This window comes from Cryobacterium sp. (assembly GCF_026786305.1).
Lineage (GTDB): Bacteria > Actinomycetota > Actinomycetes > Actinomycetales > Microbacteriaceae > Cryobacterium.
This window is the reverse complement of sequence record NZ_JAJAYI010000097.1, coordinates 16941-29615: the sequence shown is the minus strand read 5'-3', so window position 1 is coordinate 29615 and position 12675 is coordinate 16941. Positions and strand designations below refer to the sequence as shown.

9 protein-coding genes and 1 pseudogene are annotated in these 12675 nt (G+C 66.3%); 1 reads left to right on the top strand and 9 read right to left on the bottom strand.

Annotation, left to right across the window (positions count from 1 at the left end):
- The 7 genes and pseudogenes from LH475_RS12790 to LH475_RS12760 form a co-directional block, all read right to left on the bottom strand.
- Window positions 1-943, bottom strand: a pseudogene (locus tag LH475_RS12790) (hypothetical protein); the annotation flags it as partial.
- Between the two features lie 493 nt (window positions 944-1436).
- Window positions 1437-2453: a glycosyltransferase gene (locus LH475_RS12785; protein WP_196843578.1), complete on the bottom strand. Its 1017-nt coding sequence runs from the start codon at window positions 2451-2453 to the stop codon at window positions 1437-1439.
- Entirely contained in the window at window positions 2450-3499 is a 1050-nt protein-coding gene (locus tag LH475_RS12780) for a polysaccharide pyruvyl transferase family protein (RefSeq protein ID WP_196843579.1), read from the bottom strand. The genes LH475_RS12785 and LH475_RS12780 overlap by 4 nt, the downstream gene beginning before the upstream one ends.
- Window positions 3496-4725 carry a glycosyltransferase gene (locus LH475_RS12775; RefSeq protein WP_196843580.1) on the bottom strand — a complete coding sequence of 410 codons (1230 nt, stop codon included), beginning with the start codon at window positions 4723-4725 and terminating at the stop codon, window positions 3496-3498. The genes LH475_RS12780 and LH475_RS12775 overlap by 4 nt, the downstream gene beginning before the upstream one ends.
- The gene (locus tag LH475_RS12770; protein WP_297414425.1) at window positions 4722-7688 is read right to left on the bottom strand and encodes an oligosaccharide flippase family protein; all 2967 of its coding nucleotides are present in this window, start codon (window positions 7686-7688) and stop codon (window positions 4722-4724) included. The genes LH475_RS12775 and LH475_RS12770 overlap by 4 nt, the downstream gene beginning before the upstream one ends.
- Window positions 7685-8722: a glycosyl transferase gene (locus LH475_RS12765; RefSeq protein ID WP_196843582.1), complete on the bottom strand. Its 1038-nt coding sequence runs from the start codon at window positions 8720-8722 to the stop codon at window positions 7685-7687. Before LH475_RS12765 ends, LH475_RS12770 begins: the two co-directional genes overlap by 4 nt.
- 86 nt (window positions 8723-8808) lie before the next feature.
- Window positions 8809-10263 (bottom strand): O-antigen ligase family protein, encoded by a 1455-nt coding sequence (locus tag LH475_RS12760; protein WP_196843583.1) that lies wholly within the window; start codon window positions 10261-10263, stop codon window positions 8809-8811.
- Window positions 10264-10512: 249 nt separating this feature from the next.
- On the opposite strand from LH475_RS12760, the gene LH475_RS12755 reads away from it, so the two are divergent.
- Window positions 10513-10962 carry an acyltransferase gene (locus LH475_RS12755; protein WP_297414427.1) on the top strand — a complete coding sequence of 150 codons (450 nt, stop codon included), beginning with the start codon at window positions 10513-10515 and terminating at the stop codon, window positions 10960-10962.
- Here LH475_RS12755 and LH475_RS12750 read toward each other — a convergent pair.
- Together LH475_RS12750 and LH475_RS12745 are read right to left on the bottom strand one after the other, a co-directional pair.
- Window positions 10946-11512 carry a YdcF family protein gene (locus LH475_RS12750; RefSeq protein ID WP_196843585.1) on the bottom strand — a complete coding sequence of 189 codons (567 nt, stop codon included), beginning with the start codon at window positions 11510-11512 and terminating at the stop codon, window positions 10946-10948. The genes LH475_RS12755 and LH475_RS12750 overlap by 17 nt on opposite strands.
- Window positions 11509-12675: an acyltransferase family protein gene (locus LH475_RS12745; protein WP_297414421.1), complete on the bottom strand. Its 1167-nt coding sequence runs from the start codon at window positions 12673-12675 to the stop codon at window positions 11509-11511. The genes LH475_RS12750 and LH475_RS12745 overlap by 4 nt, the downstream gene beginning before the upstream one ends.

The window sequence follows — 12675 nt, the reverse complement described above, 5'->3', positions numbered from 1 at the left end:
TGATGGTGACGTGGTTGCTGCGAATCACGCTGATGCCCTTGAGGCTGTTGGTGACGGTCATTCCGGCGATCACGAGGTTGGACGAGTTCGTGATCTGAATGCCGTGGTTGCCCTGGATGCTGCCGACGTCGATCACGGCGCTACGCGGGCCACAGACCCAGATCGGGTTGGATGCGGTTCCATTGGCGTGCATGTCGATCTGGCCGCGGTAGGTGCCGGGGGCCATCCTGATGACAGTGCCGGGCTCGGCCCTCTCTACGGCGGACATGAGCTCGTCGGCGGTGCGCACCATCGTCGTCGCGGCGGGGCAGTCGGCGTAGCGATGCGCTGTTGGCGACGGTGCGAGCACCGGTGCAGGTGCGGGTGCCGGTGCGGGTGCTGGAGTCGTGCTGGACGCGGCGTTCACCACGAATGCGTCGACGATGCTGTTCGTGCCGCTCGAGCGCGCGTCTCTCTTGCCGGTGCGGCTGATTTCAATGGTGTGGGTGCCGTTCGCCAAGCTCGTCGTACTGAACGCCGTCTTCCGGTGTTGGGTGGTCTTGGAGTAGCCGTTCACGGTGGCGACCACCTTGCCGTCAATCGAGACGGTGCTCGTGCCGGAACTCTTCGTGGTGCGAGTGATGTACGCGACGCTCGTTCCCGTGAACATCATCGACGCACTACCCGCGCTGAACTGAAACCGCACGGAACCACCGCGGTCGGCGACGCTGCGCGTGGTAAGCCAGTTGCCGGTGTAACTGATCGTCGACGAGGAACTGTCGATGACGGTGCGGGCGGTCGCGGCGGCGGCCGTCTCGATGCCGGGGCTGGGAATAGTCAGGGGAGCGAGAACCGCAATGGTCGTGGCAGTGAAGGCAGCTATGGCGATCAGGGTGTGGCGAACGGCTGTCGCTCGTCGACGCGCGAACACTCGGCTGGCAAATGGCTTGCGGGGAAGGGGCACGTTGGAGTCCTCCGGAGAGTCAGTTCGTCGACCTCGTCGATTCGGTCAGGGTCTCGTGATTCCGATGATCTGAAACAATGCGCCGTAACGTTCGACGGGCGCAGTATGACGGTCGCTGGCTTGGTCGTTGCGTGGTGCGATGCGTATTCCGCGTTCGAAGCCCGAGAGCGTGGGGACTATTCGGATTGAATTGTGGACCCGAGCTTATCGAGAGGCAAAGTCGAATCGGTTTCACTTTCCTGTGAAAGTACCCAGAATGGCGCACTGCTGTGTGACGAAATCACTCACTTCGCTCGATCTGCGGGTTCGAACGGATGCTGCGAACCGCGCGCCACGTGTGTGGCTCGTATTGTAGACAACTCGTATAAGACATCAGCATTCTATTGAGATCGCCGCCCATACTCACCGCCCAGAACGCTACTGGCGCACCTGAGCATCAACGCGGTTCGCGATCACTGTGGCTGCTTGAGCAGCGGGCACCGGCCATTCCGACTCAGGCTGCACCCTGCTCGGCGGCGAGACGCAGTATCCGTCGATGCAGCGGCATGCTCACCTTGGCCGTGCCAGCCAGGGCGAGACGCTTCCAGTCGCGGCGGCGAGCGGCGAGCAGCACGAGGCGCCAGGTCAATCGGGAGCGCAGCTCGGCAACGATCTCATCGCGTTCCTCGGCGTCATAGGGGCCACTCAGAGCGTCCTTCAACCCAGACAGTAGTACGTAGCGCAGCCGAAAGTACCCGTAGGAGTTCGAGCCAATGATGCGGGTGTCGAGGGTGATGGCTGCCGTCGTGACGGCCTGCTCCACCAGCAGAAGCGACTCGGCGCGACGCGACCCCGAGCGAATGATCGACCCGCCGCGTACGACATAGGAGTAGAGCACGTCGCTGATCGCCACCACCCGATCGGCCGCAGCGAGCAGCTGAGCGACCATGGCGAGGTCGGAGTGCACGCGTGCCGGTGTGAACTCGATCTCGAGGGTCAGTTCACGTCGGAACAGCTTGTTCCAGAGGTGACCGGTGATTTCGCCGTCGAGCAGCAGGCGAAATGCTTCCGCACCGTTTATCGCTGCCGCCAGGGTCGGCGCGGCAAGCGCACGCCGCTGGCCGGGATAGACGTACTCCGCGCCGCAGACGACGACGTCGGCGCCGGTCGACCGGGCCGCGGCCACGAGCTTCTCGAGCGCCGAGTCAGCCCAATCGTCATCACAATCGACGAACCAGAGAAACTCGCCCCGACTCACGGCTGCCGCCCGCGCCCGGGCGCGCGCGACGCCGCCATTCTGCTCTTGCTGAAAAAAGTGAACGCCCGCGTGCGTGGCCGCCGCCCGCGCACCGATCGCGGCCGTCGCATCCGTTGAGCCGTCGTCGACCACGATGATCTCGACCGCTGCAGAATCCCTGGCCAGTGTCTGCTGCAGCAGCCGCTCGATGGCGGCTTCCAGAAACTCGGCGGCGTTGTAGGCCGGTACGATGACGCTGACGACCGGTCGGTCGGCTGCGTGCGCCCCGTTCACGCGGTGAGCTTTCGAATGGACCGGGTCAGCTCGTGCAGGGAGGCGCGGGCCTCGACGACGTGGCGGAGAATCGGCTCCCGGCGGCTGATCACATCATTTGCCCCGCGCTCGAGCGCCGCCGGGTCGGGCAGCGTCCAACCGATCCTGGCGCCCTTGATGCCGACCGCGTCGAGGGTGCGCGCCGCCTTTGACGTGCCCGCGTCGGCGATCACGAGCGGCAGCGCGCCTTCCGTCAGCCCGATCACGGCGGCGTGTAGCCGGTCGCTCACCACGAGCAGCGACCGCTGGTACACCTCGCGCAGCTTGAGCTCCTGGGCAAGATGGTCGGGGCCATCCCAGACCAGTGCGGTGCCGCCGAGCTTTAAGGCGAGTTCCTCGGCGAGCGGCCCGTCACGTTCGATCTGCGACACAGCGACCACGTCGAGTCCGAGCGTGTCGGCCAGGACCCGCAGTGCCCCCAGCCACGCGTCATCGGGGCGGCGCCCGTTGTAGCGCACAGAGACGGCGAGGAGCGGGCGGTCGGGCCGTGACGCGAGCAGGTCGGCATCCGCTGCCCCGGTCGCGAAGGCCCAGTCGGGTGCGATGCGGCCGAGCCCCATCGTGCCGCGGCTGTACGCATCGCGCCAGGCCACGAGGTCGCATAGCCGCAACGTCGCCGCAACCGGAATGCGCCACGCGGTCTTCTGCCGCACGCCGAACCCGGCGTGCACGGCGTGCCCGCCACGCAGCCGATTGAGCGCGAGGTGCGGCGCAATGCGCAGATAGCGCAGCGCGTACGCGCGTTGCAGTTCCATTTCCCCGGCGTTGAAGGCATAAACGGATGCCTCCCGCAGGGTCGACCGTGAAATTTCACGGCGCCATTCGGTACTGGTGCGGAACAGACGGTCCTCGTCGTGCAGGCCGAGCCCGCTCAGGTAGGAATCCGCGCGGCTCCCGACGAACACCTGCAGTTCGCCGGCCCCGCGCAGGGCATCGAGAAAGGCCCGCCGCAGCACTGTATCGCCGACATTGTCGATCTGGCCCATGGCCGAGGCAAAGATTTTCATGCACGTTCCACGACCCGAAGGAGTACCCGTTCCAGGTCGGCGCCGCTCGCTTCCTCCGAGAAACGGGCCAGCCACGGCTCGATGTTGTGAAGCGACAGGTCGGCCGCCCGCAGAATGGCGTCGGCGAGGTCCACCGGATGCGCGGAGAGCGCGAGCTCACCCGTGATGCCGGGCACAATCGCATCCGCTACCCCGAGCGCACCCGATATGGCGACCGCCGGATAGCCGGCCGCAGCAGCCTCGACCAGCACGTTGCCGAAGCCCTCACGACTTGATGTGAGCAGTGCCACGGCATTGTCGCCGAAGTGGTCGAACCAGTTCTCGACCCAGCCGCGATGGTGAAAGACCACGTTCTCGTGCCGGGCGGCGGCCTGCACATCGTCGAGCAACGGACCTCCGCCGAACGACACGACCTCCACGGGCACGCCGCGACGGGCGAGCTCGGCGGCGGCCGCGATGGCGAGCAGTGGACGCTTCTGCGCCACCAGGCGGCAGGCCAGTACGATCTGAATGCCGTTGGTCGTTCCGGGTCGGCGTTCCGATCGCGTCACGATCGTGGTGCTGCTCGGCTCCGTGCCCGACAATTCACCGCCGGCCACCTGCGCGTGCGCCTGCGTCGTACCCTGCCCTCGTGGTGTGCCCCGCAGTTTCGCCGTTGCTGGGTTGGCGACGACGGTGATGCGGTCACCACGTACCCCGAAGGCAGCCACCATTTCGGCGGCGACCGGATGCGAAATGGCGATCACGTGGTCGGCCCACCGATACAGACGCTTGGCAAGCCAGACCTTTGCCCGGTGCGCTCGATTTGAACCGGGCAGCCCGAGCGACACCAGGTTGCGCTCACTCACGAGCACGCGTGGCCGCAGGCGGGCCGGCACCAGCCGGGCCGCGCTCAGCAGCACCAAGTTCGGGTGGGCCTGCAGGGACAGCGCGACGTCGGGCTGCCAGTCGAGCAGGCGGCGGCGCAGCGCGGCGGTCTTCCGCACGTGGCCGTGCGCTCCGGCGAGCGAGTGGGCGTCGACCCCGTCGGGCAGGTATTCCGGCCTCACCTCGGCGGCGGTGAGCACAACACTCACCTCGTAGCCCTGGTCGGCGAGCCAGCCCATCCAGGTTCGGGCCACGAATTCTGCCCCGCCACCGTGCAGCGAGGGAATAACAAAGAGGATGCGGCGCAGCTGCGACTGCGAGTGCGAATAGTTGGGCACGGTCTGTGACGAGAATGTCATGCGGGGCCTTGTCTGTGGGAAGTCGGGCGCGGGCCAGGACGATTCAGCCGCGTCGCGCTCGGGGCTGGGGGGTTCTGAACGGGAGGATGGGAAACCGCGTCGCTCGGCAGCAGCGCAAAGTTGAGGGCGGCCAGGCGTCGTATCTCCGGCAGCCGCTCGGCCAGATGGTCGCGATAGCGCTCACGATCGCCCAGCACCGTCAGCGCGACCGGAATCATGCGCTCAGCCAGCCTGACACCCGGTTCGACGCACAATTCCTGCGTGTCAAAGAGTCGCATCATTCCGGCCACCTTGCCCTGGGTCGACAGAGCGACTGCCGGCACCGCGTGAAACATGGCCTGCACGGCAAGATGCATGCGCCCGGCCAGCACTATGTCGGCGCCGGCACACAGCCCGCGCACTTCGGCCGGGGCGAGCAGCCGGTTGACCAGGACAACCCGGGAGTCGACGCCGTCGGTCTGATCAGCCAACCGGTCGAACACGGCCCGGCAGGCCGCCGCGTCATCGCCGCTGTGGCGAACGACGTGTGGCAGCAGTACCACGGTGAGTCCCGCCTGTACCAGGGCGGTGACGATGCTCGCATACTCCGTGGTCTGGTCGAAACTACGGCCGACCAGTGCACTCGCGTTCACAACGGCATAGGGTTGGGGCCTGGTGCCGAGGTATTCGGTTGCGGCGACGCCGGAGCTGGTTTGGGCCGCGAACACAGAATCGGCGACATCGACCACGTTCTTGAAGCCATCGGCGCGAGCGCGCTCGCTCGAGATCGGGTCGCGCAGTTGCAGTCGGGTTCCCATTCGACCGGCGCGGGCAAGTGACCGGCGCACCCCGGCATTGGCGTGGCCGTTCCAGCTGAATCCGAGAATGCGCGCGTCGACACCGACGCTGCGGGCCAGGCTGGCGACATCCGCTCGCCGCGACGAGGCGCGCACACTGTAGGCGCCGTCCATAATGTCGGCCCCGACCACGGTCAGCGACAGGGCACCCTCGAGTACGGGCGCCAGCAGGGCCATGGACTGCCGGTGTGCCCGTGCCGCGCCGTAGATCAGGTGCGGAATCGGCACGAGCTGGGCACGCCGGGCATGCTGCGGGGGAATACGCACGTCGGCCGACCGCCGCACGAGTACCTGCACCGGTCCCGACACGTTTTCGAGGAACGCTTCGACCATGGCCTGGTCGCCAATATTACCCTCGCCAGGCGGGGCAACGAGTACGTGCCAATGCTCGCAGCGCAGATCAAACGGGCGTAACCGACCGATCGCTCGTTCCAGCGCGGTGCGGTCGCGCAGGTAGGGGAGAGAGGATGCCGCGGCGAGCCCCTGCACGACTCGGTTGAGCCGGCGGATGATGCGCAGGCGCGTGCGTCCGGCCTTGCGGGCGCGGACCGGAGTGCGGACGGTTGCCGGCCCGAGCCTGTCGGCACCAGTGGTCGGGCCTTCGCTGGCCGGTTTTGATGACTTCGCAAAGCGCAGAAAACTACGGGCCTGGGTGATCGAGCGCACATCGCGGCGAAAGACCGGCCAGATCAGCATGACCACGCCGATGGCCGCGAGCAGGGCCACGCCGCCGAGGGCGACACGCGCGAACGGCAGGTCGATAGGAATCCACTGCACGGCCACCCAGCTGATGCCGGTTGCAAATCCGTAGCCGAGAATGGCGCGCACGCCGGCCAGAAACATTGCTCGCGCCGGGGCGTCCGTTGCCCGGCTGATCCACCACAGGCCGATCGGCCAGATCAGGGCGACCCCGAGCGAGTAGCCGGCGGCGACGCCGTAGACGCCCCAGAGCGAGCCGAGCAGCACGAATGCGACGAGGAGCGGCCGGGTGGTGAGGGCGAAATACAGGTTCTGCCGGGTGGCACCCTTCGACAGGAACACCCAGTAGCTCGCGTAAGCGGCCGCTTCGAAGAAGCCGGCGATGGCGAGAATTTGAAAGATCGGGGCGGAGCCGAGCCACCGGCTGCCGAGCGCGATGCTGATGATCGGCAACGCCTGGGCGCAGGAGAAGGCGAGCACGATGGTGACCGCGTGCAGCATGATGGTCTGCCCGAGCAGAATGAACCGGTCGTACTTGGGCGGGTCGTCTTGCAGCCGTGCCAATACCGGCAGGGCCACCCGGGTGGAGGGACCGTTGATCTGGTTGAGCGGCAGCAACAGCAGCTGGAATGCGCGGTTGTACAGGCCGAGTGGGCCGGCGCCGAGCGTCGCTCCGATTACGATCGTGTCGGTGTTGCGGCTGGCGTAGCCGAGCAGCTGGGTGCCGGCGAGGTTGGACCCGAACGTGATCAGGTGGCGCATGGGCGCCCGGCGGTGATACCAGCCGGGAAACCACCGGGTGATCGGAATCAGAAGGATGATGGTGAGGACGCCCTGGCTGATCTGCTGCCCGGCGAGGGCCCAGTAGCCAAAGCCGTTCAGTGCCATCACGATGCCGACAGCGAGGCCGCCGACCTGTGCGCCGATCTCCGACCCGGTCAGGGCGACGAAGTGAAAGTTGCGGTTGAGGTCGGCGCGAAACTGGGTGGCCAGACCATTGAGTAGAAATGTTCCTGCGAGCACCTGGGTAAGCAGCACAAGCCGATCGTCGCCGTACAGGGTGGCGATGAGCGGGCTGATCAGCACCGCGAGCAGCATGAGCGCGAGCCCGATCAGACTGTTGATCCAGAACAGGTTGTCTTTCTGATGCCGGCTCAGGTCGCGCACCTGAATCGCGGCCGACGACAGCCCGAAGTTGCGCAGCACCTCGCCGACGCCGATGATCGCGGCGACCGAGGCGACCAGTCCATAGTCACTCGGGTCGAGCAGCCGGCCGAGCACGACGATGCCGCCGAGCTGTACGCCGATGCGAATGAGCTGGCCGACCAGGGTCGTTGATGCCCCGCGCCCCGCGGTACGTCCGAGGCCTGCTGTCGACCGGGGTGTCTCGGGAACGTCGGGGGAGTTGGGTGCAATCGGCGCGGTCAACGGATGCTCCGATCAGCGCCCACTGTGCGCCCGGTCAGCTGCAGGGCCCGCAGGTAGGTTCGATAGCTTTGCAGTCCGAGCGTTTTCCAGTCCCGGTCGTCGAGCCGCGGACGCGGGCGGGAACCGGCCGCGCGCATCCGTTCGAGAGTGTCGCGCAGAATATCGGGCGTGAGCTCGCCCGCGTAGAGATAGATCCAGTCCGGGCCGACCTCGTCCGCCAGGGCCTGGTTCGAGGGTGTCGACGGCACGAGCACCGGCCGATCGAGCGACAGCGTCACGAGCAGCACGCCGGAATTGTGCATTTCGCGGTACGGCAGAACAACCAGCTCGGCTCCGCCGACCTCGACCACCAGTTCGTCGTCGGAGACGAAGCGCAGCACCGAGCTGATGCGTTCATCCTGCGCGGCCTCGGTGGTGATGATCTCGCCGAGTCCACTCGACGGCCGGCCAACGATGCGCAGAGTCAGGTTCGGGTCGGGCAACGCCCGAAACACCTGCAGCAGAGTTTCGACACCCTTGTACGGCCGGATCAACCCGAAATACAGGACGCGCCCGGGTATCGAGTCGGGCCGGGGCATCGCGCTGAATCGATCACGATAGTGGCCGTGCAAAATGGTGACTGCCCGGGACTCGGGTTCGACCGGTGTCGTCGGGTTGAGACGAATGACGAGCGCCGTGCGGGCGTCGAGCGCGTCGAGCGCCCGGATTTCGGCGTTGTGGCCGGCCTCGTGCGGGGTCAGGTTGTGCGCGGTGCGCACGATCGGAATGCGCTGCAGTCGGGCACGCAGCAGCAGCAGGTACAGCGCGCCGCGCCGCAGCCGGGCCTTCAATGGTCGCGGCGCACGAATGAGCAGCTCCGGCCAGTGCACGTGAAAAACGTCATAGCGGCCGAGCAGCGCGGTGTGCCACGAGAAAAATCGCATGGTCACAAGGTCGGGTGCCCCCTCAACCACCTGGTTGACGTACCGGGTGGTGCCGTCGGGCGGACTCAGTGATTGCAACACGATGATGTGTGTCGTGCCAATATTCATCACGCCCATACCCCTCACGGGCCGGTGAAACGAGACCGGCGATAACTGAGAATCTCTCGGTTTAGCGTAGCGTGCGCGTCGCGAACGCGTTAGATCCGCGCATACCCCCGTTTGGGGCGCATGCTCGCCGGACGCGCACCTGCCCGCCGCGCACTGGATGCGCGGCCGGGTTCGAGCGGGGGAGCGGCGTCCGCTCGGGTCGGATTCAGGGCCAGAATGAGCAGGCAGCCGAGCAGCAGGTGCATCGGGCGCAGCGCGTCGATCGCATTGAATCCGGCGATGCTCACCGTGTACGCCACGAGGGCGGCCGCCGCTCCGACTGCCCGACGCGACAGCGCGTGCGCAACGGCCGAGCCGATCATGAGCAGAAACAGCGCCAGACCGGGCAGGCCGATGCTGATGAGCAGCTGGAGCAGCGAGTTCTCAATCGTGACCTCGTTGAACAGGCGCCCGGTGATCCCCGAGGTGCCCGGGCCCGACCCGATCCAGCCGGTGAGGTTCGCGGCCTGCAACGACACCCAGACCCCGAGCTCGCGGGCCTGGGACGACAGCTCGGCCTCGACAGAGTTGTTGCGGGCGGTGAAGGCGTCGAACTGAAACAATCCGACAACGGCGACGACCAGCAATACCGCGAGCAGGGCGAATTTGCCCCAGCGCTTGTCGCCGCGCAACACCAGCGACACGGCGTAGGCGAAGCCGATGGCGATCGCCGCAGAGAGAATGGCCCCGCGGGAGACGGTTGCGACGAGGCCGAGACCGCTGAACACGGCTGAGGCGAGGGCGGGCTTCGAGTTCTCCTGTAGCCAGATGCCAATGGCGAGGGCGCAGGCCACGGCAAAAAACAATGCGGCGAAAAGCGGATGCCCGAAACTTGCGTCGGCCCGGTACACCGACCAGTGCTGGTGGTCGTTCAGGCCAAGCGCCCTGAACACGGTGCCCCAGATCGGGTTGAAGCTAAGCCCTCCCTCGATGACCGCGTAGGCGCCGAGCCAGGCGCCGAGCAGCAGCCAGACTCGACGAATCCAGTAGGCCTCGCGGGAGCTGCTGCCGACGCACAGCGGCAGGAGTACGGCCGCACTGAAACTGATCGTCCAGCCGAGGCTCGCCTGCAGGTCGGTCGTGCGGGCGAGGGTCAACAGCGTCCAGACCAGAAGGAGCAGGGCGAAGTAGCGGGTGGCTGATCGAAAGGGGGCGGGTGGGGTCGTAGGATGACCCGTCGTTTCAATCGGGAGCAATCGTCGCAGCGCCCAGATCGCGATGATCATGGTGGTCAGCGGTAGGGCGCCGATGGGGCCATCCTGCGGCAGGATGCGCGCCGGAATCAGAGCAAAGGTGACGAGGGCGACCGCCGGGAGGATGTGCACCGGCAACAGAAACAGGGTGACGAGCGCTGCGAAAGCAAGGAGCGCGAACGGAATCACGGTGATACCGAGATCGGTCATGAATCGTGGCAGTACAACGCTGGCCACAATGACGAACGTGGCGGCGAGTGCAACGAGAATGACCGGCGTGCTTCGCAATCGGCGCAGGGTGGAATCAAACATCGGCCGCCTCGGATGGTAGTGGCGCAGTGAATAAAACAGGGTGGGCGCAGCGCTGTGGATGCGAATAGCCGCAACGATAACACGTGAAATTTCCTCAGCGCCAGCGGAATGGTTCGAAAACCGATACTTTGGGCGGATCGCATGCACGCAACCGAGTGGGAAATGGAGTTTTCGGTGAAATTGTCCCGCCTTACCTACAGATTTCGACGAGTTGCCCGGGGCAGGGTCTACGCCATTCGTTCCTTGGGCGTGAGCATCGGCAGCGGTTGCCGCATTCTGAGTGACATCGCCACGACGGAGCCGTGGCTCATCTCGGTCGGCGACCGGGTGACCATCAGTTCTGGTGTGACATTCATCACCCACGACGGTTCCGGCTGGCTCTTTCGCGACGAGCGTGGCCGCCGATATCGGTTTGCGCCGATTCGGGTGGGCTCCGACGTGTTCATCGGCGCCGGTGTCACCGTGCTGCCGGGCGTGAGCATCGGCGACCGGTGCGTGGTCGGAGCGGGATCAGTCGTCACTGCCTCGGTGCCCGAGGGCACGATCGTGGCCGGCGTTCCGGCCCGGCCGATCAAGGGATGGACGGAGTTTCACGCGGCGCTGGCCGATTGGCCGACTGAGGCCGACATGGTCGGCCAGACCTACCGGCAGCGGGTCGACTCGATCGCCGAGGGGTTTCTGGTCAACAAGCGGGCATGACCCAGGCCTTCACAAAACCGGCGCTCTGGTAGACGAACTGGTAAGCCCATTTCAGCGGATCCATCGACTGCCGGGCGCCAATCACGGCGAGCGACCCCGCGTAGCACTGACTGATCTGCAGCCGAGCCCGGCTCACGTGGTAGCTCGAGGTGACCACGATCACCCGATCCCAGCCCTGTTCGGTCGCGAACGCGGCAATCGCTTCGGCCTCGCCGCGGGTCGTGGTGGGGTGCGGGTCGAAGCACTCCACCACGATCGTCGTTCCCGGCACCGGCACTGGGCGCGCGCACAGATTCGCCGGGCGGGTATCACCGCCAAACGCATCCGAGATGAGGATGTGCTCGCTGTACCCGGCTTCAGCGAGGCCCACCGCTTCCTCCACCACGGCGGCGCTGCCGAGTCCACCGAGCACGACGATGGCGTCGGCGGGGCCCGGTTGGTCTTCCCGGGGAAACATGACTGTTCGAGTGGTGAGGGCCAGCACGCCGACGGTCAGTAGTGCCAGGCCGGTGAGCAGTATCAGTGCGCGCTGCCGGCGGCGGGATCTCACTCGCTGCGCGGCAGCATCTGCTCTGCTGCATCTGCTGCATCTGCTGCATCTGCTGCATCTGCCGAAACTGATGCCGCAGCCCCCGTTGCTACCACCCCCGTTGCTACCACCTCCGTTGCTACCACCTCCGTTGGCGCGCGCCCAGAGAACCACGTGGGCACGGCAAATCCGTAGCGCAGCACCGGCAAGTCGCGCACGAGGCGCCAGAACAGCAGTGACGCGGCGACCGCTCCTCCGGCGACGAGCAGGGGCAGCGCCGGGCCGAGCCGGTCGAGCCAGGCTTGGCCGCGCGCGAGCAGCAACAGGCTGGTCAGAGTCGAGACGAACAGAACGTGCACAACGTAGATCGGCAGGGTGTTGCGGCCGATGTAGGACAGCCAGTTCAGCGCCCGATACCCGACCAGGAATCGGGCCAGGAGCAGGCCGGCACCGAGGGCGAGAAGACTCACCAGTACGAGGGTGCCGGTGATGAAAGGCACTCGTGCGTCGATGGTGAGAATCACCCCGGCCAGCCCGAGAAAAGCCGCGCCGAAACCGATCCCCAGCCCGAGGGTGCCATAGCGGCTGGGCCGGTTCACGAAGGCGAGGATCCGCTCCCGCAGGTAGCAGCCGAGTAGAAAGAACACGAAGTAGCGGCCGATGCCGTTCCAGGCAATGTTGCCGGTGTCGGCGCGGGCGAAGAACAGCCCCGACAACACGGCGGCGCCGCCGATTTGCACCCGCCAGTCGACGCGGTTTCGCATGAGTTTGGCGGCGACGAAAAACAGTGCAAGGGCGTAGAGAAACCAGAGGCCATTGCTGGGTCGCACGGGAGCGAGCAGCAGGTCAATCGGGTTGGTCTCGTCGAGGCCGGCAGGGTTGGGAAGCAGAGAGAAATAGGCATACCGCACGAGGGTCCAGAGCAGCAGCGCCCAGACGAGCAGGCTCAGCCGGGTGCGCCAGAGCGTTGGCCAGGAGCGTTTGATGATCGAGGCGGCAAACAGTCCGGAGGCGAGAAAGAACAGCGGCATGCGAAACACGATGAAGACGAGGTTGATTTTGTTCCAGAGCTCGGGCGCCAGGCCGGACAGCACCGTCCACTGCACGGCGTGCGCCAGGGCGACGAGCAGAATGGCGATGCCCTTCGCGCCGTCGACCCAATCGACCCGCGTCCCTGTAGCCAC